This window comes from Microbacterium jejuense, assembly GCF_039544225.1.
Lineage (GTDB): Bacteria > Actinomycetota > Actinomycetes > Actinomycetales > Microbacteriaceae > Microbacterium > Microbacterium jejuense.
Genome location: NZ_BAABLG010000001.1, coordinates 234,376 through 259,887 on the forward strand (window position 1 = coordinate 234,376; position 25,512 = coordinate 259,887).

19 protein-coding genes are annotated in these 25,512 nt (G+C 70.2%); 7 read left to right on the forward strand and 12 right to left on the reverse strand.

Annotated elements, in window-relative coordinates; all coding sequences use genetic code 11:
- Nucleotides 1-14: 14 nt before the first annotated feature.
- Nucleotides 15-572: a hypothetical protein gene (locus ABEA46_RS01095; RefSeq protein ID WP_345542466.1), complete on the reverse strand. Its 558-nt coding sequence runs from the start codon at nt 570-572 to the stop codon at nt 15-17.
- Between the two features lie 129 nt (nt 573-701).
- Nucleotides 702-2,153 (reverse strand): MFS transporter, encoded by a 1,452-nt coding sequence (locus ABEA46_RS01100; protein WP_345542467.1) that lies wholly within the window; start codon nt 2,151-2,153, stop codon nt 702-704.
- Between the two features lie 213 nt (nt 2,154-2,366).
- Here ABEA46_RS01100 and ABEA46_RS01105 point away from each other — a divergent pair, with 213 nt between their 5' ends.
- Together ABEA46_RS01105 and ABEA46_RS01110 are read left to right on the forward strand one after the other, a co-directional pair.
- Nucleotides 2,367-4,118 (forward strand): sensor histidine kinase, encoded by a 1,752-nt coding sequence (locus ABEA46_RS01105; RefSeq protein ID WP_345542468.1) that lies wholly within the window; start codon nt 2,367-2,369, stop codon nt 4,116-4,118.
- Nucleotides 4,109-4,759 carry a response regulator gene (locus tag ABEA46_RS01110; protein ID WP_345542469.1) on the forward strand — a complete coding sequence of 217 codons (651 nt, stop codon included), beginning with the start codon at nt 4,109-4,111 and terminating at the stop codon, nt 4,757-4,759. Before ABEA46_RS01105 ends, ABEA46_RS01110 begins: the two co-directional genes overlap by 10 nt.
- 212 nt (nt 4,760-4,971) lie before the next feature.
- On the opposite strand, the gene ABEA46_RS01115 is transcribed toward ABEA46_RS01110, so the two are convergent.
- The 8 genes from ABEA46_RS01115 to ABEA46_RS01150 all read right to left on the reverse strand — a co-directional run bounded on the left by ABEA46_RS01115 (nt 4,972) and on the right by ABEA46_RS01150 (nt 17,850).
- A complete protein-coding gene (locus ABEA46_RS01115) occupies nt 4,972-7,389 on the reverse strand; it encodes a glycoside hydrolase family 28 protein (RefSeq protein WP_345542470.1) in 2,418 nt (805 codons plus the stop codon).
- Nucleotides 7,390-7,475: 86 nt separating this feature from the next.
- On the reverse strand, nt 7,476-10,250 hold the full coding sequence (locus tag ABEA46_RS01120; RefSeq protein ID WP_345542471.1) for a pectinesterase family protein: 2,775 nt from the start codon (nt 10,248-10,250) through the stop codon (nt 7,476-7,478).
- A 5-nt stretch (nt 10,251-10,255) separates the two neighbouring features.
- Nucleotides 10,256-12,190, reverse strand: coding sequence for a glycoside hydrolase family 28 protein (locus tag ABEA46_RS01125; protein ID WP_345542472.1), 1,935 nt, complete (start codon nt 12,188-12,190; stop codon nt 10,256-10,258).
- Between the two features lie 118 nt (nt 12,191-12,308).
- Entirely contained in the window at nt 12,309-13,886 is a 1,578-nt protein-coding gene (locus ABEA46_RS01130) for a glycoside hydrolase family 43 protein (protein ID WP_345542473.1), read from the reverse strand.
- Nucleotides 13,887-13,960: 74 nt separating this feature from the next.
- Nucleotides 13,961-15,286: an ABC transporter substrate-binding protein gene (locus ABEA46_RS01135; protein WP_345542474.1), complete on the reverse strand. Its 1,326-nt coding sequence runs from the start codon at nt 15,284-15,286 to the stop codon at nt 13,961-13,963.
- 78 nt (nt 15,287-15,364) lie between these two features.
- The gene (locus tag ABEA46_RS01140) at nt 15,365-15,982 is read right to left on the reverse strand and encodes a hypothetical protein (protein ID WP_345542475.1); all 618 of its coding nucleotides are present in this window, start codon (nt 15,980-15,982) and stop codon (nt 15,365-15,367) included.
- A gap of 3 nt (nt 15,983-15,985) precedes the next feature.
- Complete coding sequence (locus ABEA46_RS01145) at nt 15,986-16,888, reverse strand: carbohydrate ABC transporter permease (RefSeq protein ID WP_345542476.1); 903 nt, start codon at nt 16,886-16,888, stop codon at nt 15,986-15,988.
- Nucleotides 16,888-17,850, reverse strand: a complete 963-nt coding sequence (locus tag ABEA46_RS01150; protein ID WP_345542477.1) for a carbohydrate ABC transporter permease — start codon at nt 17,848-17,850, stop codon at nt 16,888-16,890. The genes ABEA46_RS01145 and ABEA46_RS01150 overlap by 1 nt, the downstream gene beginning before the upstream one ends.
- A gap of 223 nt (nt 17,851-18,073) precedes the next feature.
- On the opposite strand from ABEA46_RS01150, the gene ABEA46_RS01155 reads away from it, so the two are divergent.
- The 4 genes from ABEA46_RS01155 (at nt 18,074) to ABEA46_RS01170 (ending at nt 22,427) form a co-directional block, all read left to right on the forward strand.
- Nucleotides 18,074-19,090 (forward strand): LacI family DNA-binding transcriptional regulator, encoded by a 1,017-nt coding sequence (locus ABEA46_RS01155; protein ID WP_345542478.1) that lies wholly within the window; start codon nt 18,074-18,076, stop codon nt 19,088-19,090.
- Nucleotides 19,087-20,079 (forward strand): LacI family DNA-binding transcriptional regulator, encoded by a 993-nt coding sequence (locus tag ABEA46_RS01160; protein ID WP_345542479.1) that lies wholly within the window; start codon nt 19,087-19,089, stop codon nt 20,077-20,079. Before ABEA46_RS01155 ends, ABEA46_RS01160 begins: the two co-directional genes overlap by 4 nt.
- Nucleotides 20,080-20,104: 25 nt before the next feature.
- On the forward strand, nt 20,105-20,689 hold the full coding sequence (locus ABEA46_RS01165) for a hypothetical protein (protein ID WP_345542480.1): 585 nt from the start codon (nt 20,105-20,107) through the stop codon (nt 20,687-20,689).
- Between the two features lie 358 nt (nt 20,690-21,047).
- Nucleotides 21,048-22,427, forward strand: a complete 1,380-nt coding sequence (locus tag ABEA46_RS01170; RefSeq protein WP_345542481.1) for an HNH endonuclease signature motif containing protein — start codon at nt 21,048-21,050, stop codon at nt 22,425-22,427.
- Between the two features lie 39 nt (nt 22,428-22,466).
- On the opposite strand, the gene ABEA46_RS01175 is transcribed toward ABEA46_RS01170, so the two are convergent.
- Together ABEA46_RS01175 and ABEA46_RS01180 are read right to left on the reverse strand one after the other, a co-directional pair.
- Complete coding sequence (locus tag ABEA46_RS01175; protein WP_345542482.1) at nt 22,467-23,045, reverse strand: GNAT family N-acetyltransferase; 579 nt, start codon at nt 23,043-23,045, stop codon at nt 22,467-22,469.
- Complete coding sequence (locus tag ABEA46_RS01180) at nt 23,042-23,470, reverse strand: VOC family protein (RefSeq protein WP_345542484.1); 429 nt, start codon at nt 23,468-23,470, stop codon at nt 23,042-23,044. The genes ABEA46_RS01175 and ABEA46_RS01180 overlap by 4 nt, the downstream gene beginning before the upstream one ends.
- A gap of 179 nt (nt 23,471-23,649) precedes the next feature.
- Between ABEA46_RS01180 and dnaK the strand changes: the two genes are divergently transcribed.
- Nucleotides 23,650-25,512, forward strand: a complete 1,863-nt coding sequence (dnaK, locus tag ABEA46_RS01185; RefSeq protein ID WP_345542485.1) for a molecular chaperone DnaK — start codon at nt 23,650-23,652, stop codon at nt 25,510-25,512.

Sequence of the window (25,512 nt, forward strand, 5' to 3'; positions counted from 1 at the left end):
AGCAAGCTGGGAGATCACCCCGAGGCGGTGTTCAGCATCCCGATCAGCACGGCGGTCCACCAGCCGGCCTGCGAGACGAGCGCGCTCCAGACGCACCATACCCGCAGCCGTGCGGGCAGCATCGAGAAGCGCACGCGGGCGGGGAGGCGGGCCAGCTCGTCGGTCAGGCGGGTCATCGCGACGCCGTTCATGGCGGCCACGAGCACCGCGAGCATCTTGAGATCGGTGAGCGGATTGGTGAGGTCCGGCTGCAGGAATGCGCCCGAGAACAGCAGCCCCGCGATGCCCAGCCACGCCAGGACGCTGACGGTGCGCTCGACGCGGCGCAGGTCTTCGAGATGGGTGCGCCGCAGCATCCACAGCAGTCCGCTCATCTCCAGCAGCACCGCAGAGCCGAGGCCCACGATCACCGACGCGAGGTGCACGAACAGGGCAGGGCGGTGCACCCAGTCGTGCGGGACGACCTGCGCGCCCACCCACAGCGACAGCGCGAGCGAGAGCAGGACCGCCCAGTAGCCCAGCGCACGCCGATGGCGCGCCGCTCGGCGATTCTCGGTGAGCGTGACGGACACGGTGCCTTTCGGGGGTGGGCTCGGCGCAGGGATCGCGCGACCGCCCCCAATCGCATCGGTGAAGAATTCCCCGCAAGCGAGATTATCGGATGCCGCACCCCCCGCGGCCCGCCGTCCGTCGCCGGGAGGTCAGCGCGCGATGTCGGCCTTGCCGAGCTTGACCGGCAGCAGGAGAAGCAGACCCGCGAGGAGCACGATCACGATGCCGAGGATCCCGTAGTGCGTCGCGCCGAACCAGCCGATGAACAGCGCCCACAGCAGCGGCGAGAGGAAGCTCATGACGCGGCCCGTCGTGGCGTACAAGCCGAACACCTCGCCCTGCATGCCGTTCGGGGTCACGCGTGCGAGCAGTGACCGGCTCGACGCCTGCGCCGGGCCGACGGCGGCCGACAGGATGATGCCGCAGACCCAGAACACCGGCTTGCCGCCCTCGCGCAGGAAGAAGACGAGCAGCGCGCTGACGATGAGGATGCTGAGGGCCCAGATGATGACGGCCCGTGCGCCGAACCGGTCGTCGAGGCGCCCGGCCACGATGGTCGAGACGCCCGCCACCAGGTTGAGCGCGATCCCGAACGCGATGACCTCGTTCGCGCTGAACCCGAACGACACCGCGGCCAGCACGCCCCCGAAGGCGAAGACGCCCGCCAGCCCGTCGCGGTACACGGCGCTCGCGATCAGGAACCAGAACGTGGGGCGGTGATCGCGGAACAGTGCGACGATGTCGCGCACGAGCACCGCGTAGCTCTCGAAGAAGCCGACGCGGGTCCGATCGGCCCGCGGCGCCGACTCCGGAACGTTGAAGACGAACGGCAGCGCGAACACGATCGTCCAGACGGCGGCGCCCACCGCGATCAGGCGGTACGCGAGCCCTCCCGACACGTCGAGGCCGAACCAGTGCAGCGCGTTGAGCGCCACGACGATCGCGAGCGCCACGATGCCGCCGATGTAGCCGAGGCCCCACCCGAGCCCGCTCACCCGGCCGATCGTCTTGGGGGTCGAGACCTGCACCAGCATGGCGTTGTAGTTGACGCCGGCGATCTCGGAGGCGACCGACCCCAGCGCGACGAGGATCGCACCGAACCAGAAGAAGCCCGGCTCGGCGTACACGAAGAACAGTGCGAACTGCAGCACCGCGAGCACCGCCGTCGCGCCGACGACCCAGCGCTTCTTGTTGCCCGCCGCGTCGGCGCGCTGGCCGAGCACCGGGGCCAGCAGGAGGATCAGGATGCCGGCGGCGAAGGTCACCCAGCCGTACCAGGCCGACAGATCCGACAGCCCGCGGCAGTACTCGGTGGCCGCATCCGCGGCGCGCGAGCACACCAGCTCGCCGTCGGCGTTCTGCTTCGCGACCGCGTCAGGCAGGAAGCTGTCGGACACGAGGTACAGCGACACGAAGACGAAGGTCAGGATGACCGAGTTGAACGGCTGGGTGGCCCAGTCCCACAACGCCCACGAGACGACCTGACGGCGCGGCACCGGTGTCTCGTCGAGCCCCTCGGTGTTCAGCGCCGCCGTCGACAGCACGGGTTCGGACGGCCCGGTGGTGCCCGGGTTCTCGGGGTCCGGCGCGGGGGAGCTCATGTCGCTCAAGGTAAGGCCCTTCGATGAACGGCGGGTGCCGCCGCAGCGCGTCACTTCGGCGTGGCGCGTGGCCAGGCTAGCGGAGGCGAGCGGATGCCGGGCGCCCGACGGCCGGCGCGGCCGGGGTGCGGGAACCGGTCATCAGCCGGACGATGGCGTCCGCCGCGCGCGGTGCGCGGCATGATGAGGAGGAGACCGGTGGAGGGGGGCTGGATGACGACGGCAGCGCCGGTGCGCTCAGAGATGGCGCGGTCGCTCCAGCGCGCCCTCTGGATGCTCGCGACGATGGGCGTGGTGCTGACGGTCCTGCTCGTCGCGCTGCTTCCCATCCACGAACCCGGCGGCCTGCCGCTGATCGTGCTCCCGGTCATCTTCGTGATCTACCTGGTCGCCGGCGGACTGGCCTGGCGGCGCCGGCCGCGCAGCGACATCGGGTTCCTGATCGTCATCGCCGGCATCGCCGTCTACGCGGGCAGTCTCTACAACACCGAAGTGCCCGCACTGGTGGCGATCGGCTCGGTGTGCGCGACACTGATGGTCGCCGCGATCGTGCACCTGCTGCTGGCATTCCCGACCGGGCGTCTGCCGGACCGGCTCTCGGTGTTCCTCGTCGTCGCGACCTACGCGGCGTGCCTGGTGCTGCAGGCGCCGCTGTATCTCCTCGACGCGGACGGCCCGTTCCCGCCCTTCGCTGTGGCCGATCTGCCCCGCGCCGTCGAGTTCTTCAGCCTGCTGCAGACGATCGTCGCCACCGCGCTGATGGTGTGGGTGGCCTGGGTGCTGTGGGGACGGCTGCGCCGAGCGGATGCCGCCCATCGGCGCATCCTCGTCCCGCTCTTCTCGTACGGCATCTTCACGGTGCTGTTCATGCCGCTCATCGCGATCGTGCTGGACCGGGTGCTCCACATCGACCCCACGATCCGTGGGTTCCTGCAGCTCGGCGTGATCGCCGGCATCCCGATCGCCTTCGCTCTCGGTACGATCCGCGGCGGCTTCGCCCGCACCGGCGAACTCGAGGAGCTGGGCGCATGGCTCGGCGGTCGCGGAGAGTCGAGCGAACCGCTCGGGACGGCATTGCAGCGAGCGCTGGGCGATCCGTCGCTGCGGCTGTACTTCCGGACGGACGATCGCGACAGTCTCGTCGACGCGGACGGGCATCCGGCGGACGATGCGACGCGGGCCGATCCGCGCCGGGGCTGGCAGGCGGTCGTGCTCGACGGCCGCGAGATCGGCGCGATCGAGTACGACGCGGCCCTCGTCTCGGGTGCCGGACGCGTCCGTGGGGCCGGCAGCATCGTGGCCATCGAGGTCGAGCGCGAGCGTCTGACCGCCGAGCTGCGGGCCAGCCGGCGGGCGCTGCTGCAGTCCCGCGAGCGCATCGTCGAGGCCGGCGACCGGGAGCGCCGCCGTGTCGCCCGCGACCTGCACGACGGCCTGCAGGTGCAGCTCGTGCTGCTGGCGCTGGAGGCGCAGCAGATCGCGGGCGCGCCGGCCGATGCGGTGCCCGAGCGCGCCACCCGGCTGCGCATCGACATCGACGCGGCGGCCGCCGACCTGCGCGCCCTGGTGAGCGCGCTCATGCCGGCGGCGCTCATCGAGCGCGGGCTCGCGGCCGCCGCCGAGGACCTCGCCGACCGCATGCCGATCCCGACCGACTTCGAGGCCGATCTGCCCCGCGACGGGCTCGGCGATCTGGTCGAGGCCACCACGTACTTCGTGCTGACCGAGGCTCTCGCCAACGTCGTCAAGCATGCGGCCGCGTCGGTCGTCCGGGTGCGGCTCGTGCGCCGCGACGGCCGCCTGCGGCTCGACGTCGAGGACGACGGCGTGGGCGGCGCGGCGATGGATGCCGGAACCGGCCTGCGCGGCCTCGCCGACCGGGTCGAGGCCATCGGCGGCACGATCTCGGTCACGAGCCGGCGCGGTCACGGCACGCATGTGCGGGCGGAGGTGCCGTGCGCGTAGTCATCGCCGAGGACGAGGCCCTCATCCGCCGCGGCATCGAACTGGTGCTGCGCGACGGGGGCCATGACGTGGTCGCCGCCGTCGGCGACGCCGCGGAGCTGATGGATGCCGTCGCCCGCACCCGCCCGGACCTCGTGGTCACCGACATCCGGATGCCGCCGACGCACACCGTCGAGGGGCTCGAGGCGGCGCTGCGGATCCGCCGCGACCACGCCGGGACGGCCGTCGTCGTGCTGTCGCAGCACGTCCAGCGCCGCTACGCGCAGGAGCTGCTGGCCGACGGCGCGGGCCGCGTCGGTTATCTGCTCAAGCAGCGGATCGCCGACATCGGCACGTTCCTCGACGACCTGGAGCGCGTGCACGGCGGCGGCACCGCGCTCGACCCCGACGTCGTCGCCGTGATGGTCGGCCGCGCCCGCCACTCCGAGGCGGCGATCAGCGAGCTCACCGCCCGGCAGCAGGAGGTGCTGGCGCTCGTCGCCGAGGGACGCAGCAACGCCGCGATCGCCGCGAAGCTGTTCCTGACCGAGAAGGCGGTCGTGCAGCACGTGTCGCGCATCTACGACGCTCTCGGCATGCCGCCCGACGCCGACAGCCACCGCCGGGTGCAGGCCGTCGTGCGATATCTCAACCGCGATTGACGCACATGAGGACCTAGGTCCCCAATCGCGCCCGAACCCGTGCCCTCGCGTCGCGGCTTCGCTACCGTGCGAGTGGGGACAGCCCGTCTGGGGCGGCTGTCGACGAGCCCGTTCGCGACGCGGCTCGTCACGTGGACCTGGGGTACACGCCAGCGACGGCGGCGGCTCGATCGGAGCCGCCGCCGTCGCGTGCGTTCAGACGTGGGACGGGGTCAGGGGACCTGCACCGTGGTGTGCGCGACGCCGTTCGAGAATCGCAGCTCCACGTCGTGCGTGCCCGGCGTGAGGGTCTGCAGGAAGGGCGCGCGCAGCGTGATCGCCGTGCCGATGTTGGTGTGCTGCACCGGAGCGATCGAGATGGCGGCATCCGTCCCCGCCACGAGCGCGAGGTCGTCGGACTTCGGCCCGAACGCCGGGTAGAGCGACGCATCGACCGGCACGCCGTCGACGGTGATCTCGCCGACCCGCGTCAGGACGTCCTCGGGCAGTGTGTTGACGTAGAACCGCCGGAACGAGGCATCCGTCACCCATCGCAGCTCGGTCTGCCCCGGCGCGAGCACGGCGTCCGCGCCTTCGGTCACCGCGAAGTCGCCGTCGCCCTCACGCAGCGCGACGCCGTCGGCCGTCACCCGCTGCAGGCCTGCGCTGTCGGCCCACACCGCGGCGCCCGAGACGCCGTCGAACGTGACGTCGTCGAAGGTGCTGTCGGTGAGCTCGTCGATCAGCGGGATGCCGGTGCCCGTGAAGCGGACGTCACGGAAGTGCAGGCGGTTCGCGGCGATGAAGGGGATGCCGGCGGCCGCGAGCTTGGCGTCGTCGTGGATGCCGTCCACGACGATGCCGCCGGTGCGGCTGCCGTCGACGGTGACGCGGGAGATGTCCCAGTCGTGGAACGACGGCCAGCGGGTCGCGGTGTAGTCGCCCGGGTAGTGGGTGGTGAAGATGAACGGCGCGCCGTCCATCTGATACCCCGTGGTGAGCGGGTCCACCTGGCCGTCGACGAGGTTCGTGAGGTCCTTCATCGCCATGTCGCGCACGGTGATGAAGCGCACGCCGCCGCCCGAGCCGGGCTTGGACTTGGCGCGGATCCCGTCGCTCGTGCCGACGGCGACGTTGTCTTCGACGAGGACGTTGTCGATCCACGACGTCGTGCCGCTGCCGAACGCGATCGCGCCGTGGCCGCGCGCCAGGTAGTTGTCGAAGATCCAGGCCGAGCCCGCCACCGCACCTACCGGGTCCTTCGTGTACTCGCTGATGTTGCCGGCGTTCAGCACGATGTTGTCGTCACCGGAGTTGATGACGTTGTTGAGCGCGGTGAAACCCTTGAACCGGGCCACGTTGATCGAGTCGCCGTTGTTCGCGTTGAACGACTGCACGGTGATGCCGTTGACGACGTAGTTCGACAGGTACTTGAAGCCTGTGACCGAGTTCGCCGGGTTCTGCAGGCGCAGGCCGCCGCCGATGTACATGTCGTCGATCTGCTCGCCCTCGATCAGGTTCGACCGCTTCTTGTAGCAGTTCGAGTCGCCGGTCGGTCCGCCCGCGGCGACGCACTGCCGGTACATCTCCCCGGCGAGCAGGCCGTTGTCGGCGACAGTGCGGAACGTGCTCGGCAGCGATTCGGCGAGGCCGAGTTGTGCGCTGTACGCGACGTTCGGCGCGCCGTCGGTGCGGTACTTCCACCCCTGGCCGTCGATCGTGCCGGTGCCGATGATGCGCACATCCTGCAGTCGCGCCTTGGACGTGCCCACGACGTTCACCAGGTTGAGGAACTTCTCGGCGTTGGTCATCGTGAACTTCGTGCCTGCCGGGATGTAGCCGGTCAGATCGAGCGAGGCCTGCAGGCGTCCGTCGACCCGCAGCGTCACACCGCTCTTGAGGAACACCGCTGCCGAGATCACCGTCGCGTTGCGGGGGATCACGACCTCGGCCGACCGGCCGGGGTTGGCCGCGGCGAACGCGGAGGCGTCGTCGATGGCCTGCTGCAGGGCGGCGGTCGACACCCGTGCTCCGCCGTCGGCCGCCGAGACGACCGGCGCGATGCCGCCGTACCCGTCGTTGGCGACCTGGAACTTCTGCGGCCGCTTGTCGGGCATCGCGACGGTGGCGGTCGTGTAGACGTCGGGCAGGGCGACCTCGGTGCCGTCGGCGAGCACGCCCACGACACGGAAGCGGTAGTCGCGTCCTCGCTCCAGCCCGGGGATCACGAGGTTGTGGGTCGTGGTGCGCTGCGCGGCGGCGTTGTCGATGTCGCCGTAGAACACGTCGAACGCGCGCTGCGCAGGCGTCGCGTTGCCGCTGGACAGCCCGAGCCGTGAGAACGCACCGTATGCGGCATCCGTCCTCTTCTTCGTGGCGCGGTAGACGGCGTAGTCGACGAACCGCTCATAGCCGGTGGGCTTGCCCCACACCAGGGTGAGGCTCAGGCCGTCGGCGGTCGGATCCTGGATGATCGACTGTTCGAGCACGGCGGCGCCGTCCGGCGCCCGGCCGACATTGGTCGGGCTCGTGGCCTGCGGCTCGTCCTTCTGCGCGAGCGTCGCGCCGGATGCGCCGCCGACCGTGCCGAGCACGAGTGCGGCGGCGGCGCACAGGGCGATCGCGCCGGATCGGATGGGTCGGAACTTCATCATTCCTCCTGCGTGGTGGGGTGAACTTCGGTGGGACTCTGGGCGGGGCCCGGACGGCGTGCGGCCGCCCGGGCCGAGGGAGCCGGCTAGTCGCCGAGCGCCAGGTCGAAGATGTGGATCTTCGCGTTGTCTGGCAGGGTGACCGCGGCGACGGTCCTGCCTGCGTCGACCGGCACGGTGGCGCAGAAGACGCCCACCTTGCGGCCCTCGTTGCTCACGACGGTGGCCACCGCCGTGTCGCCGGCAGCGGGCGCCGGACGCCACCAGTCGCTGAACGACAGCGTCGCCGAGCTCGTGGTGCCGTCGGTGTACCTCACCGTCACGGCGCCGGTCTGGTTGCCGCTGGTGGCGAGTCCGAGGAACCCGATCGTGCTGCCGGAGCCCGGGAGCAGGATCGTCTCGCCGCCGGCCGTGGCGTTGTCGGGGCGGCCGGCCTCGGCCGCGGGCCACGTGAACGTGTACGCGCCCTGCGTCACCGTGGCGTCGGGGGCGAGCCCTGCGGCCGCCGCCGACTCGCGGGTGACATAGCGCCCGCCGCCGTCGAGGTCGCCGGGCGCGGCCGTCGTTCCGGTGCCCACGTTGTCGAACGCCTCAGAGAGCGCGGCGAGACCAGTCGGCGCGGGAGCGCCCTCGCCGTTGTACGTGGCGTTGCTCTCGAACACGAACGGCTGTCCCGAGGTCACGGTGATCGCGGTCGCCGCGTCACCGGCGACCGCGGCGTTGCGCAGCGAGAGACCGGTCTTCGCGGCGATCACGACGGACTGCAGCGAGATGGCCGACAACGGCTGCTCGGGCAGGCCGACGATCTGACCGGCGGCATCCGATCCGATTGCCGACACCGCCGAGATGATGACGTCGTGGATGTTCGGGGTGGTCGCCGTCACCGGCTGTGCGGGGTCGCCGTCGGCCGGGACCTTCGGGTAGTACGACGTGATGCCGATCGCGGTGTCCACGTCGGTCATCGCGAGGTGGTCGTACGTGATGCCGGTGATCTCGCCGCCGCGGTCGCGCGCCGTCTTGATGCGCACTCCCGTCGTCGTCCCGATCAGCGAGTTGTTCCCGAACCGCACGTCGCTGATGCCGCCGCCGGTGTAGCTGCCTATCGAGAGGCCGTGCCCCGCGCCGATCCGGTTGTCGACGACGGTGATGCCGGTCGTCGGCTCACCCGGTGCGGAGTCGAGCGCGATGTTGTCGTCGCCGTCGCTGATCGACGAGCGGCTGACCGTGATGCCGCTCGACGACCAGATGTCGATGCCGTCGGTGTTGGGGCTGTCGGCAGGTGCCGAGATCGTCACCCCGGTGACCTGCGAGTCGAGGACGCCATGCAGCGAGACGTGCGAGTTCGGCGCGTCCTTCAGCGTCAGCGTGTCGAGCGTGATGCCGTCGGCGTCGCTGATCGACAGCAGCCCGGGTCGCGGCGACAGCGGCTGTCCGGCCGCCTTCTGCGCTGTGATCGTCGCCCACCAGGGAGCGCCCTGGCCGTCGATCGTGCCGCCACCGGTGAGGGTCACACCGCTCACCCCGTCGACGTCGATCAACGACGTGAGGTGCGAGCCGGACGCCGGGTACGCACCCACGTCCGTGGTTGCGAGCCAGGTCGAGCCGCGCACGACCTCGACGGTCTCGTGATCGGCCACACGGACCGGACCCGACACGTAGCGACCGCCGGCGAGCGACACGCGTCCGCCTCCGGCGCATGCGTCGAGCGCCTGCTGAATGGATGCCGTCACGTCGGTCGTGCCGTCGGCCACCGCGCCGAACTGCTCGGGCACGCACACCTGCTGCGCCGTCGAGACCGCGGGCACGGTGTAGCCCCACGGCGCCCAATGGTCGTCGCCGGCGAGGTACTTCTGCGGGGTGTGCTGCTTGGCCTGCTGGTCGGTCAGCTGCGGACGATAGAGGTTGTCAGGCCCCGACGTCGCGCCGTCGCCGGTGTTGCGGTACTCGAAGTACCGCGCCGACACCCACGACCAGCCCGACATGTCGACCCACGGCCGGTCCGAGATGTGCGCGCCGAGAGTCGAGTCGCGCACGACCACCGCCGCGAACGGGGCGGGGTCACCAGTGTGGTGCCAGGGCCGGCCGAGCGCTACCGCGCCGGCATCCGTCTCTCCCGTGAACGTCGAGCCGGTGAACAGGAACCCGTGCGGGTTGCCGAGGTCCGTGTTCGCGGCGGTGACGTACCCGCCGGCGACCGAGTCGATCGTGTCATGGTCGAACACCGCCGTCGCGCGCCCGAAGATGAAGTCGACCGTGCCGGCGATGTACGAATCGCGGACGTACACACGACTGACGTCCGTGGGGGTGGGCGTGTCGACGTACAGGGTGTCCTGTCGCCCGATGAGCCGGTCGTTGTAGAGCGCGATGCGGTCGCCGGTCGTCCGCATCGCGACGGCCTGGCCGCCGGGATCGTCGCGGTGCAGCACGGGATCGTAACCGTTCACGACGCTGAGATTGTTGAGCGTCGTGTCGTCGGCGGCGATCGTCATGGTCGCCGACCCTTCGGTGCCGAACCCCTTGCCGGAGGGATCGAGCATGCCCGCGTAGTGGTTCTCGGTGATGACGACGTCGGTGGGATCGCCCGTCGCGCCGATCAGGCTGATTCGCGGCTTGTCGGCGGGGATCACGACGGTGCCGACGTACGTACCGGCGGCGATCACGATGGTGACGGCGCCGGTGTTGCCCCTCGGCACCGCGTCGACAGCGGCCTGCACGGTGCGGTACGCGGCGCTGCCGTCCTGTGCGACGTACAGCGTCTGGGGCGGTGTGGCCGGTGCGGCGTGTGCGGCCGGCGCAAGCGAAGCGAGGACGGCTGCGGAAGCGATGCCGAGTGCGGGCAGCGCGAGAATTCCTGAGGTCATCGGCGTCATCCGATCGCGATGTCGAACACGTGGATATTGGCGTTCGCCGGAAGTTCGACCGAGGCGACCGTCTTGCCGGTCGTCAACGACACCGACGCGCAGAAGATGCCGACGGCGTGGCTGTCGCTGCTCATCGCGATGGCCACAGTCTCGTCACCCATGGCGGGTGTTGTCTTCCACCAGTCGGTGAACGCCACGGTGGCGCTGCTCGTCGTGCCGTCGGTGTACGCGACGGTGACGGTGCCGCTCTGGTTGCCGTGCGTCGCAAGCCCGAGCAGACCGAGGCGGCTGCCTGCACCGGTCAGCAGCACGGTCTCGTCGCCCGTCGCGACGTTGTCGTTGCTGCCGACGGCCGAACCCGGCCAGGCGAACGAGAACGCACCGTGCGTCACGGCCGCACCGGGAGTGAGTCCGGCCGCGGCCAGCGAGTCGCGCGTCAGGTACCGGCCCGACCCGTCGAGGTTGCCGGGCGAGGCGGTCGTGCCCGTGCCGACGTCGTTGAACGCGTCGGAGAGCTTCGCGAACGGCTTCGGCGGCTCGGCCTTGACGCCGTTGACCCACACGTTGGTGAACGAGACGTCCTCGGTGTACTTCGTCACCGACGAGCGCGCGGCGTTCGCGACCAGGACGTTCGTGTAGCTGATGCCGCTGATGATGTCGTCGGGGTATCCCACGGCGTAGAGCGGGTACGTGGCCTTGCCTACCCGCACGTCCTGGAGCGTGATGTTCTTCACGACCGGGTTGTACCCGTGGCCGGCACCCTCGCCGTAGAAGAAGTCGACGATGAGCACCGAGTTGGCGACCTGCTCGATCGTCATGTTCCGCACGTGTACGTCGGTGATGAATCCGCCCCGCATGGAGTTTGTCTTCAGCCGGATGCCTTCGTTGAGATTCTTGCTGTCGCAGCGGTTGTCGCGCGCGTACACGTTGCGCACACCGCCGGTCATCTCACTCCCGATCGTGATCGCGCCGTGGCCGTCGAAGAACTCGCAGTTCTGGACGACGATGTTCTGGCTCGGTACGTTGATCCGTCGGCCGTCCGCGTTCTTGCCCGCCTTGATGGCGATGCAGTCGTCGCCCGTGTCGAACGTGCAGCCCGTGATCAGGACCCTGTTGCAGGACTCGGGGTCGCAGCCGTCGTTGTTCGGGCCATGGCTGCTGGCGGTGACGTTCTCGATGGTGACGTCCGTGCACAGGACCGGGTTGAGCTGCCAGTTGGGTGCACGGTGGGTGGTGACCCCCGAGATCAGCACCCGCTGGCATTCGTATGGCTGGATCAGGGTCGGGCGCATGTAGAACCCTTCTCCGAAGACGCGCTCCGCCACCGGCACGCCGGCTTCGGCCATCGCATCGAGGGCGCCACCGTCGTTCGAGGTCGGCATGCCGGGCAGCCAGCCGTCCTCGGCCTTACCGGTGAGAGGCCACCACGCGGTCGTGCTCGCCTGGCCGTCGATGACTCCCTCGCCGCTGATGGCGATGTCGTGCTTGCCGTAGGCGTAGATGAACGGCGAGTAGCTCATACATTCGACGCCGCCGAACCGAGTGAGCACCACGGGCAGGTACGCGGCCGGGTCCGTCGTGAAGAGGATGGTCGCCCCGTTCTCGACGTGCAGGTCGATGCGGTTCTCGAGGTGGATGGGCCCGGTCAGATAGGTGCCGGCCGGCACCGTGAGCCTGCCGCCGCCCTTGTTCGCGAGCGTCGTGATGCCGTCGCGGAACGCCGCCGTGCAGTCCGTAACCCCGTCACCGACTGCACCGTAGTCGAGGACCGACTGTGTGCGCCCCGGGATACGAGGCCGCTGGACGGACTTGGCGATGGCATCGGCCTCGGGCCAGGGGGTCAGCGGCGAGGCCGCGGCCGCCGAGGCGGCGAAGGCGGACTGGCCGCCGGTGCCGAGCAGGAGCGCGGCGCCCGCGAGCGCGGCTCCGCCGAGAGTCAAGGCCTCACGTCTGCTGAGGCCGGGGGAGGCGGTGCATGAGGGCGCCGCCTGTCGCAGTTCGGATCGGATCGGTGGGAACTTCATCATTTCCTCCGTGCTCGGTGTGCGAGGTGCCGGCTCAGGCGGCGGGTGCCTCCTGGGCCGCGTCCTCGACGGCGACGTCGAGGACGGTGCGCAGCGGAGTGAAGGTCGCTGCGCCGCCGTCCTGGTCGCCGCCCAGTGGGGCGGCGGCGAACAGGCCGACATGGGTGCCGATCCAGCGACCCGACGTGAGGGTCACCGGCTCGGCGAGCTCGGTCCAGCGGTGTCCGTCGACCGACCAGGCCGGCCAGGCCCGGTCGACGCCGTCGGTCCGCACCCGCACGTGGACGGCGCCGTCCACGGGGATGCCGGTGGCGAGGATGCGCTCGGCGCCACCAGGTTCGGCGGACGCGCGCACGACGGCCCGCAGTCCTGCCGTGGTGCGTTCCACGCCCACCCAGGCGTACTCGCGGCCGAGCAGCACGAGGCCGGCGCGGGTGCCGTCGCCCGCCAGTGCGCTCGCCTGGATGGTCGTCGTGATGACGGCGGGCTGCCCGGGGATCCGCTGGCCGAGCACATGCCCGAGCGTGCGCAGATCTCCCGTGTCGTCGGCGACCGCGGTCAGCCGCAGTTCGCCGTCGGTCGGACCGGCCGTCCAGCCGGCGCGCGGGTTGGCCTGCCAGGTCCACGACGGCGACAGCGGGCCGGTGAACTCGTCGTCGGCGTACGGCAGCCGGCGGTCAGGTCCGTCTTCGACTGCCCCTTCGGGGGAGGGATGCCGCACCACCGGCCGACCGATGCCGTCGGGGCCCGGCATCCCGATCTCGGGCCAGCCGTCCTCCGACCACCGCATCGGCTGCAGGTGGACGACACGGCCGATCGGCCCGCGGTCCTGGAAGTGCAGGAACCAGTGCTCGCCGCCGGGGGTGTCCACCCATGCGCCCTGGTGCGGGCCGTTGACGTCGGTGTCGCCCTGCGCGAGCACGATGCGGTGCTCGTAGGGGCCGTACGGGTCGCGCGAGCGGAAGGCCGTCTGCCATCCCGTCTCGACGCCTCCCGCTGGTGCGAAGATCCAGTACCAGCCGTCGCGCTGGTAGAACTTGGGGCCCTCCAGGGTGAAGAAGCCGTCGAGGTCGTCGCCGTCGACGGCCACGCGCGGGCGGCCGACGACACGCGTCAGGTCGGGCGTGACCTCGACGACGGTGAGCCGGTTCTTGACGCCGGCGCGGCTCTTCGCCCAGCCGTGCACGAGGTAGGCGCGCCCGTCGTCGGCCCACAGCGGGCACGGATCGATGAGGCCGCGCCCCTCGAGGATGAGCCGGGGAGCACTCCAAGGGCCGTGCGGATCGTCGGCCGTGGTCACGAAGATGCCGTGGTCGGGGTCGGGGTAGACGATGACGAAGCGCCCGTCGTGGTGCCGCAGGCTCGGGGCCCACACGCCGCAGCCGTGGCGGGGGATCGCGAAGTGGCCCGCCGGGAGGACCTCGGGCAGGGCGTTGGCGACGTGCTCCCAGTGCACCAGGTCGGTCGAGCGCAGCACGGGGAGTCCGGGGGCGAGGTTGAAGCTCGACGCGATCATCCAGTACTCGTCGCCGACGCGGATCGCGTCGGGGTCGGAGTAGTCGGCGTCGATGACCGGGTTGAGATACGTCGGGACGGCGCGCCGAACGTCCATGGGAGCCTCCAAGGGCAGAGAAGCGGGGGAGTGGATGCCGGGCCGGGCCGCCGTCGGGCGGCCCGGCCCTCAGCTCACGAGATGTTGCTCTTGAACGCCGCGAACATCTGCGCGGCGGCATCCTTCACGGTCACCTGACCGAAGATGACCTTGTCGTACATGGTCTTGAACTCGGTGAGGCTCTCGGAGCCGCCCTCGGGGGCGACCGGCGGAGCCGGCACGACGGCATCGGCCATGTCGGTCTCGAACTGGTAGGTCGCGAGGTCGCCGCCGGTGAAGCCCGACGACAGGTCGTCGAGGATCGCGGTGTTTGCCGGCATGCCACGGGTGATGCCGAGGATCTCGCCCGCCTCGGGGTCGTTCAGGAAGAAGTCGATGAACTTCGCCGCCTCTTCCTGGTGCTTGCTCGTCTTGGCCACCGTGAGCAGCTGCGTGACGCCCTCGAACATGCCCGCCGCCTTCGCGTCGTCGTCGGCCGGGAACGGCGCGAGCGCCACCTCGCCGAACGCCTGGAAATAGGCCGACGCGAGCGACACGTCGTTGAACTCGCCCAGCGCGACGCCCTTCACCAGCGGTGAATTGGCCGTGGTGCGGTCGTTCGCCGTCGTGATCTCGGCAGGAGTCAGGACGCCATCGGCGACGAGGTCCGTCGTGAAGGTCCAGAACTCCTCGAGGTCCTTCTGCGTGAAGTTGACCTCGCCGTCGTCGGTGTACAGGCTCTTGCCGCGCTGCAGCAGCCACGCCTGGAACCACGGCGCCTGGTCGCCGAAGTCCGCCGACAGGTACTTCGCGCCGCCCGAGGAATCCTTGACCTTCTCGCCGGCGTCGGCGAAGTCGTCCCACGTCCAGCCGAGCTCGGGGGCGTCGAGGCCCGCGGCCTCCCACGCGGCGGGGTCGTAGAAGAACGACTGGGTCGAGCGACCGGTCGGCACGCCGTAGATCTTGTCGCCCAGCGTGCCCGCCGCGAGCGCCGCCTCAGCGGTGTCGTCGGTGCGCAGCACCGGGTCGGAGCCCTTCGTGAACGGCGTCAGGTCGGCGATCACACCGCGCTGCTGATACTCCTTGAAGTACTCCAGCTTCATCTGGAAGACATCGGGGGTGTTGCCGCCGGCGACCTGGGTCGCCATCTTCTCCCAGTAGTTCGCGTCGGGCGCGAAGCTCGTCTCGATCGTGATGTTCGGGTGCTTCTCCTCGTAGAGGTCGACGACCTTCTGGGTGGCCGCGGCGCGGTCGTCGTTGCCCCACCACTGGAAGGTGAGGGTGACGGGGGCGTCGGGGTCGGTCGACGGGCCGGCTTCGGGGGAGCCTCCCACACCGCATCCGGTCGCCAGGAGGCTGATGCCCGCTACGGCGGCGGCGGTCGCCACGGCGCGGCGGCGAATCCTCGATGATCCGTTCATGATTGCCTTTCGTTGGTGCCCTGGTGCGGGCGGGGTCGTTGCCCGATGCGGGCGGGTGCGGCGTCGGGACGCCGTGGTTCAGGGGGTCTCGGCGGGGTTCCGGGCCTCGCAGCGGGCCCGCACCGCGGCGGCGGCGACGCACAGCGGCCCGCCGGCGGCGATCGCGATCGGCGGAACCCACGTCACGATCAGCGCGACGCCGACGACGGCGGCGGCCAGCAGCGCGGTGCCCGAGAGATCGGTGGATGCCCGGCCCACCGCCGTGCGCAGGGCCTCGGCCCAGCGCACGCCGGGACGCCACTCCGCGGCCGTGCGCAGCGCCACCGTCGCCAGCACGACGGCCGAGATCGCAGCGGCGCCGGTGGCAGCCGCGTCCAGGCCGGCCCGCACCGCGAACAGATCGGCGGCGAGCACGCCGAGCACGAGTGCGGGAACGAGGAACGATCCGACGAGGCCCGAGGTCGCGGCATCCCGCCACGCCCGCCAGTACGTGCGCCAGCCGACAGTCGCGTCCTCGGTCTCGCGCAGCCGCGCCACGCGGGCACCGGCGGCGATCGCGACGAACCACGTCACGACCGCGAGCGAGCCGAGGAGGACGAGCACACCCAGCAGCAGCGCGTCGGTGAACGCGACGAACCGGCCGCGGTAGGTGCGGTGCGCGTCGGGGCGGGCGATCGATCGCATCAGGGTCGACATGGCTCAGCCCTTCAGCCCGGACGTCGCCACGCCCTCGACCAGGTAGCGCTGGAAGACGAGGAAGAACAGCAGCACCGGCAGCAGGGCGAGCACCGACATCGCGAACATCGCGCCGTACGACGAGGTGCTCGACTGGTCGATGAACAGCCGCAGGCCGAGCTGCACCGTGTAGGTGGAGGGGTTGTTCAAGAAGATGAGCTGACCGAAGAAGTCGTTCCAGCTCCAGATGAACGAGAAGATCGCGGTCGTGATGAGCGCCGGCTGCAGCAGCGGCAGGATCACCGAGAAGAAGGTGCGGTACGGGCCGGCGCCGTCGACGGTGGCCGCCTCGTCGAGCTCGCGGGGGATGCCGCGCACGAACTGCACCACGAGGAACACGAAGAACGCCTCGGTGCCGAGGAACTTGGGGAGCACCAGCGGCAGGAACGTCCCGATCAGCCCGAGCTGCTGGAAGATGATGTACTGCGGGATCAGGATCACGTGCATCGGCAGCATCAGCGTGATGATCGTGAACGCGAAGAACGGCCTTTGCAGGCGGAAGCGCAGACGGGCCAGCGCGTAGCCGGCGAGCGTGCACGCGAACACGTTGCCGATGACAGTCAGGATCGACAGGATCAGCGAGTTCGCGAGCAGCTGCCAGAAGGTCAGGGAGCCTGCGCCCTCCAGCGCCTGGGTGTAGTTGCCCGGCGTCCACTCCTGCGGCCAGAACTGCGTGGACGTGAAGATCTCACCGCTGGACTTGAACGACGCCGACACCAGCCATGCCACCGGATACAGCAGCACGAGCACCATCAGCACCAGCACGATGTGCCAGGCGGCGACCTTGAAGCGGCGGGCGGGGCGTTGCGCGGGACGCCCCTGGTTCGGGATGCGCTCGGTGCGCGGCGCGGACGTGACGGCGGTCATCACTTCTCCTCGGCGGTGTAGTGCACCCAGAAGCCGGCGGTGCGGAAGACGATGAGGGTCACGACGCCGATGGCGATCAGCAGCACCCAGGCGAGCGCGGACGCGTAGCCCATGTGGAAGAACGTGAAGCCCTCGCGGTAGAGGTACAGCGTGTAGAAGAGCGTCGAGTCGGCGGGTCCGCCGCGGCCGCCGCTGATGATGAACGCACCGGTGAACGACTGGAAGGCGTGGATGATCTCCAGCACGAGGTTGAAGAAGATGACCGGCGACAGCATCGGGAGCGTGACGCTCGTGAAGGTGCGCCAGCGGCCGGCGCCGTCGAGCTGCGCCGCCTCGTAGAGCTCGACCGGGATCTGCTTGAGGCCGGCGAGGAAGATCACCATCGGCGCGCCGAACTGCCAGGCCGCCAGCAGCACCAGCACGTACAGCGCGTAGTCCGGGTTGTCGATCCAGCCGCCGGTGTGGATCCCGATCGAGTCGAGGCCGTTGTCGACCGGGCCGCCCGTAGAGAACAGCGCGCGCCACACCAGCGCGATCGACACCGAGGCGCCCAGCAGCGACGGCGCGTAGAACGCCGAGCGGTAGAACCCGAGCCCGCGTCGCGGCCGGTTCAGCAGCATCGCGACGCCGAGGGCGAGGGCGAGCTTGAGCGGTGCTGACAGCACGACGTAGCGGATCGTCACCCAGGCCGACGTCCAGAACTCCGGCTCCTGGAACATCTTCACGTAGTTGTCGAACCCGATCCACTGCGGCGGGCTGAACAGGTCGTAGTCCGTGAACGACAGGTACAGCGAGTAGAGCATTGGGCCGATCATCAGCAGCGCGGCGCCCAGCATCCACGGCGTCATGAAGACGTAGGCCGCGGCGGTGCCTCGGCGGCGGGCGGCCCGCGGGCGGGTGGTGGGCGGCGTGGACGCGGATGCGCGTCCGGATGCCGGCGGTGCGAGCGTCGTGGTCGCCACTGTGTTCTCCCCGTTGAGGTGCGTTCGTCGCGAATCGCCCGACTGGGCGGAATCACGATGGAAAGGGTTGCATAGATTCCACTGAAATTGCAACCGCTCACAACAAATCTGACGAACCCCGCGGAATATCAAGGTTTCCCAGGGGTGATGGAGCAGGATACGATGTGGAAACGGTCACGATCGGGGCGCGATGACGCGCCTCACGCAACGCGAGGGGGGCGACATGGCCATCACGATCCGCGACGTCGCCGTGCGCGCCGGGGTCTCACCCGCTACGGCTTCGCGGGCGCTCACCGGCACCGGGTCGGTCGATCCCGCGACCGCCGCGCGGGTGCGCGACGCCGCTCGTGAGCTCGGGTACGAGCGCAACCCGTGGGCGAGCAGCCTTCGGGGCGGCACGACCCGCAAGCTCGCCATGATCGTGCCCGACCTCATGAACCCGTTCTTCGCCGAACTGGTGCGCAGCGCCCAGGCCTACGCGCACGAGCTCGGATACCTCGTGCTGGTCGCCGAGACCGACGACGACGCCGCGGCCGAGCTGGAGCTGCTGCGGTCGATGGCGGACCGCGTGGACGGCAGTCTCATCTGCACGCCACAGACCGCCGAGGCCGCTCAGGGGCGGCTCGTCGACGAAGGCCCTGCTGTGTTCCTCCACCGCATGAGCCGGCTCGTGCCCTACGTCATCAGCGACGTCACGCTCGGCGTCCGCCTCGCGGTCGAGAACCTCGTCGCGCTCGGGCACCGGCGCATCGCCTATCTCGACGGTCCGGCGGAGTCGTGGTCGGCGGGCCTGCGCCGCGAGGCCGTCGCGGTGGTCGGCGCCGAGTTCCCCGACATCGACCTCGTGACCGTCGGCCAGGTGCGAGCGCGGTTCGAAGGCGGCGTCGCCGGCGGCGACCTCGTGATCGCCAGCGGCGCGACCGCCGTGCTCGCGTACAACGACGTGGTCGCGCTCGGCCTGCTGCACCGCCTCGCACGCCGGGGTCTGCGCGTGCCCGACGACATCAGCATCGTGGGCTTCGACGACGTGCCGGCCGCGGCGATGTCGTCGCCCGCGCTGACGACCGTCGCCCAGCCGCTCGCCGAGAGCGCCCGCGCCGGCGTCGACATGCTCGTCGCGCTCGCCCGCGGCGAGAAGCCGGCGCAGCGGGCGGTCGTGCTGGCGCCGACGCTCGTGGTGCGCGAGAGCACCGCGCCGCCCGCGCCGCAGCCCGCGCAGGCCTCGAGGGGCGCCGCGTGACGGTGCGGGCCCGCGCGGGCCGGGTCACGATCCACGACATCGCCGCCGACCTCGGTGTCTCGGTGTCGACGGTGTCGCGGGCGCTCACTCCCGGCGGGAACGTCAGCGTCGAGACCCGCCGCCGGGTCGAAGAGGCCGCGGGCCGGCTCGACTACCGCACGAACCGCGCCGCGCGCAGTCTGTCGACCGGCCGCATGCACAGTATCGGGCTGATCGTGCCTGACCTGCGCGACCCCTTCTTCGCCGAGGTCGCGAAGGGCGCCCAGATGCGTGCGCGCAGCGTGGACCACTCGGTGTACATCGCCGACACGGACCGGTCGGCCGAGCTCGAGTTCGAGGCGATCGACATGATGCGCCGCGACGTGGACGGCTTCCTGGTGTGCGCGCCGCTCGGCGCGGACGAGCCGCTGCGCGAGCACCTGCGGGGGACGACGGCGGTGATGGTGCACCGCGAACTCGCGGGGCTGCCCAGCGTCACCTCCGACCTCGACAGCGGGATCGCGCAGGCCGTGCAGCACCTGCGCGCGCTCGGCCACCGCCGGATCGCCCATGTCGCCGGTCCGGAATCGTCGTGGGGCGCCCGCCGGCGCCGTGCGGCCTTCGAGCGCGAGGTCGCCGAGGCCGATCGCGTGCTGCTGGGCCCCGTCGCCGACCCGTTCGAGGGCGGCGTGGCGATGGCCGACGCGCTGCTGGCGAGCGGCGCGACGGCCGTGATCGCGTACAACGATCTGGTCGCGCTCGGACTCGTCACCCGCCTGCGCGCCCGCGGTGTCAGCGTGCCCGAGGGGATGAGCGTCGTCGGCTTCGACGGCCTCGACGTGGCCACGCTCGCGACCTCGCTCACGAGCGTGTCGGTGCCCCGGCAGGTCGCGGCGCGGTCGGCGGTGGATCTGCTGCTGCGCGCGCTCGAGGGGGATGCCGGACCGGCATCCATCGTCCTTCCGACGCAGCTGATCGTCCGCGACTCGACGGCGCCGCTGCGGCTGTAGGCTCGCGGCGAACGGGAGGTGCGTCATGTCGGAGCAGCCCGGCCCGATCGATCCGGAAGAGCCGGCGCGTCGTCCGCGCGGGCGGTCGGCGCGGGCGCGTGCGCACCTCGAGGAGCAGAGCGGCAGCGCCGAGGCGTACGTCATGTACTTCAAGGAGCGCGTGTACGCGACCTTCACCGGCCTCGCGATCGTGCTCGTCGTCGCCGCGAACGACCACGCCGATCCCGAGCATGCGCTGTTCGCGCTGGTGCTCGGCGTGCTCGGCATCACCGCGGCCGGCTTCGTGTCGGATGTCATCTCGCACCTTGCCGTGCATCAGACGTTCCCGGTCGGGTCCGATCTGCGCGTGCTCCTGCGCGTCGCGGGCGGTGCGCTGAGTACGGTGATCACCCCCGGCATCCTGATCCTGCTTGCGTGGCTGAGTGTGATGCCGCTGGATGCCGCACTCCGCGCCTCCTCGATCGTCTACATCGTCACGCTCGGTGTGATCGGCTGGTTCGCCGTGCGCTGGTCGCGGCTGACCTGGGCGAAGCAGCTCCTCGTGCTCGGCATCCTCATCGCCCTCGGCTTCGCCGTCATCGCCCTGCAGACCCTCGCGCACTCGATCTGACCGCCGTCCGCTTCGATCGGGCTCGGCGCAGAATCCTGCCGACCGTACATGTCTGAGGTATGCGGACATTCAGGAGGCCACGTGACCGATGCACGGCTCGAACAGCTGCTGCGCTCCAGCGCGCCCGATGACACGGTGCCGGTCGATCTTGCGTCGAGTTCGATGGCGTGGATGCCGCCCCCTAGCACGCGAGCAGCGCATCGCATGTCCCCCCGACGAGGCGGGTGGCTTCAAGGCAGAGGGAGAGAACTGCTTGTCAGATTCGGAGTTATGTTCTAGGATCGATGTAGATCGAACTCGTGCCCACGTTTCGTTTGATCCTTCGTCGCGCTGATGCGCGTTTCGGCAAGGAGACATTGTGGGGCACCAGATCGGCAGCGGCGATGAGACGTGGAGCGCACTCAGGCGCGTGGTCTCCGACGTGCAGGCGACGCGGATGCAGATCGCACGACTGCAGGCGAAGGAGGCTCGTCTGCTCGCGGATGCCACCGGCATCGTGAGCGACCGAGAAGCCGAACGGCGTGCGAAGGGGCGCAGCGCGGTGCACGATCTGGCGCTGCGCGAGGTGTCGAGCGAACTGGGGGCCGCGATGCGCCTGAGCGACCGCACCGTGCAGGCGCGCATGTCGGCGGCGAGCAGCCTGGTCGACGGGTTCGCCGAGACGCACCGCGCGCTCGCCGAGGGGGCGGTCGACCAGGCGCATGCGGCGGCGATCGTGGAATGCGGTGTGGGCATCGTGGATCCGGTGGTGCGGGGTGAGTACGAGCGGATCCTGCTGGAGGCCGCCGGATTCGAGACGCCGCCGCGGCTCCGGGCGATCGCCCGGGTGGTGGCCGCGCGCCTGGACCCCGAGATGGCGGCTGAACTCCGGCGCCGTGCCGCGGGCGAGCGGCGGATCCGGGTGGTCGACCTCGACGACGGCATGGCTCGGCTGCTCGCCGATTTGCCCGCGGTGCTCGCCCACGCGATCTTCGATCGGCTGACCCAGATGGCCGAGGTCGAGCGTGCGGCCGAGGCCGATGCCACACTCGACCGCTCCGCGGCGGACTCGTCCGACGTCGTCGGATCCGGCGACGAGCCCGAACTGTCGACGGGGCCGACCGGAGAGTCACGGTCGCTCGATGAGCTGCGCGCCGACATCTTCGCCGACCTGGTGCTCACCGGTGCGCCGGCCGCGCACGGCGAATGCGACGCGCTCGCCGCGATCCGAGCCGAGGTGCAGATCACCGTGCCGGTGCTCACCGCGGCCGGGCTGGGTGACGAACCCGCACTGCTCGCCGGCTACGGTCCCATCGACGCGTCCATGGCTCGCGAACTGGCGGCGGGCGCCCCCGGATGGGACCGGGTGATGTATCACCCGCATAGCGGGCTTCCGCTCGCGGTCGACCGATACCGCCCGTCGGCTGAGCTTCGTAGATTTCTTCGTGCACGCGACGAGCGGTGCCGGTTCCCGGGCTGCACGCGCACGCCGACTCGCTGCGATGTCGACCACACCCGCGACCATGCCAAGGGCGGTCGCACATGTGAAGCGAATCTCGCTCATTTCTGCCCGCGGCATCACACCCTCAAACACGCGTCCGCATGGCGCGTTCGTCAACGTGGTGGCGGGGTGCTCGAGTGGATCAGCCCCACGGGTCGCCGGTATGTCGACAAGCCGCCGTCGACCGTGCAGTTCGTGCCCTCGTCCGTCTTCGCGCGATTGCTGGCGGCCGAGTACACCGGCGACGCCCCGTTCTGACCGCGTCCGTGTGGAAAACGCACCTCACAGCCGTATGCGTCACGCGTGGCGCGGCGGCATCACGGCCCGCCACTCGCGCTCCAGCAGCGCGTAGTGGCCGGTGTCGGTCCACTCGCCCTTGAGCCGCATGTGTTCGACGAAGTGGCCCTCGTGCCGCATCCCGAGCCGTTCGCAGATGCGCACCGACGCGGTGTTGCGGGGGTCGAGCTCGGCGTAGACGCGGTGCAGGCCGAGCTCGTCGAACGCCAGGGCGAGCAGCAGCCGCGCAGCCTCGGTGGCGTAGCCGCGACCCTGCGCGTGCGGGGCGAGGATCCAGCCGATCTCGGCGGTGCGATCCTCGACGGACTGCAGCTCGAAGTACATCGTGCCGAGGAACTCCCCGGCGGCCGAGCGGATCGCGGGCTGGAGGTAGTCGCCCTTGACGGCGAGGCGGGTGGCCGCGGCATCCCGTTCCAGGATCCGCGCCACCTGCTCGCGCGACCGCGCCTCGTACAGAAGGTAGCGGCACACCTCGGGGTCGCCCTGCAGGGCGGCGAGGTCGTCGAGGTCGTCGGGCCGCAGCAGGTCGAGCGTGACGCGCTCGCCGCGCAGCGCGTGGAAGTCCCAGTCGAGGGTCATGCGTCCATACTGGCCGCGAGGGGCTCGGCCTCGCGCGGCGGATTGTGCATGAACTCGAGGCGGATGCCGTCGGCGTCCTCGACGAACGACGCGTAGTACCGGTCGTTGAACCGCGGGTAGAGCTTGGGGTCGCGCACGGCCGTCCAGCCGGCATCCATCGCGATCGTGTGCAGCCGATCGACCTCGTCGCGCGAGTCGACGGCGAAGGCGAGGTGCTGCCAGCCCACGCGGCCGTGGCGGTGGGGGCCGCTGGCGGGTTCACGGGCGGGGAAGAGGATGAGCTCGACCTCGCCCTCGGTCCACCACGAGACGCTGGCCTCGGCGTCGTTCCGCGTGAATCCGAGGGCCTGCATGATCGGGTCGTACCGGGCGATGCCGCGCTCCAGGTCATCGACGGTGATGCCCAGGTGGTCGAAGACTGCCATGGCGTCAGAATGTCACAGGCGAACTTGAGTCCAGTCGTATCAACTTTGACTTGACGGATGCCGCACCTCGGGTTTATCGTTGAGTCATCGCGACTCAACCTCTGTCGGGTCGTGAGAAGACTTCCGATCAAACCCCGGGCGGCGGCATCCATCGTCGTCCAACAGAAGGAGAGAACAACATGGCACGTGCTGTGGGAATCGACCTGGGTACGACCAACTCGGTCGTGAGCGTCCTCGAGGGCGGCGAGCCCAAGGTCATCGCGAACGCCGAGGGCTTCCGCACGACCCCGTCGGTCGTCGCGTTCACGAAGGATGGCGAGGTGCTCGTCGGCGAGACCGCAAAGCGCCAGGCCGTCACCAACGTCGACCGCACCGTCTCGTCGGTCAAGCGCCACATGGGCACCGACTGGAGCTTCGACGTCGACGGCAAGAAGTGGACGCCGCAGGAGATCTCGGCCCGCATCCTGCAGAAGCTCAAGCGCGACGCGGAGGAGTACCTCGGCGACACCGTCACCGACGCCGTCATCACGGTCCCCGCGTACTTCAACGACGCCGAGCGCCAGGCCACCAAGGAGGCCGGCGAGATCGCGGGCCTGAACGTCCTGCGCATCATCAACGAGCCCACCGCCGCCGCACTGGCCTACGGCCTGGACCGGGGCAAGGAGGACGAGCTCATCCTCGTCTTCGATCTCGGTGGCGGCACGTTCGACGTCTCGCTGCTCGAAGTGGGCAAGGACGACGACTTCTCGACCATCCAGGTGCGCGCGACCGCCGGCGACAACCGCCTCGGCGGCGACGACTGGGACCAGCGTCTCGTCGACTACCTGATCAAGCAGTTCAAGGACACCACCGGTGTCGACGTCTCGGGTGACAAGATCGCGCTGCAGCGCCTCAAGGAGGCCGCGGAGCAGGCGAAGAAGGAGCTCTCGAGCTCGACGAGCACGAGCGTGAACCTGCCCTACCTGTCGCTCACCGACTCCGGCCCCGTGTCGCTCAGCGAGACGATCACCCGCGCCAAGTTCGAGGACCTCACCAAGGACCTCCTCGACCGCACCAAGAAGCCGTTCGAGGACGTCATCCGCGAGGCCGGCATCAAGGTCGCCGACATCGACCACATCGTGCTCGTCGGCGGATCGACCCGCATGCCCGCGGTCGCCGAGCTCGTCAAGCGCGAGACCGGCAAGGACGCCAACAAGGGCGTCAACCCGGACGAGGTCGTCGCCGTCGGCGCCGCCCTGCAGGCCGGCGTGCTGAAGGGCGAGCGCAAGGACGTCCTCCTCATCGACGTCACCCCGCTGAGCCTCGGCATCGAGACCAAGGGCGGCATCATGACGAAGCTCATCGAGCGCAACACCGCCATCCCGACCAAGCGCAGCGAGACCTTCACGACCGCCGACGACAACCAGCCGTCGGTCGCGATCCAGGTCTTCCAGGGCGAGCGCGAGTTCACCCGCGACAACAAGCCGCTGGGCACGTTCGAGCTGACCGGCATCGCGCCGGCTCCGCGCGGCATCCCGCAGGTCGAGGTCACCTTCGACATCGACGCGAACGGCATCGTGCACGTGTCCGCCAAGGACAAGGGCACCGGCAAGGAGCAGTCGATGACCATCACGGGCGGCTCGTCGCTCGCGAAGGACGACATCGAGCGCATGGTGCGCGAGGCCGAGGAGCACGCCGCCGACGACAAGAAGCGTCGCGAGGCGGCCGAGGTGCGCAACCAGGCCGAGACGCTCGCGTACTCGATCGAGAAGCTCATCAAGGAGAACGACGACAAGCTCCCCGCGGACGTCAAGTCCGAGGTGCAGGGCGACGTCGACGCGCTCAAGACGGCGCTGGCCGGCGAGGACGACGACGCGGTGAAGGCCGCGTTCGACAAGCTCAGCCAGAGCCAGGGCAAGCTCGGTGAGGCGATCTACGCCTCGAACCAGGCTTCGCAGTCGACGGATGCCGGTGCCGAGGCGCCGTCCGACGGTCAGGGTTCGTCGAACCCCGACGAGGATGTCGTCGACGCCGAGGTCATCGACGAGGACGAGACGAAGTAG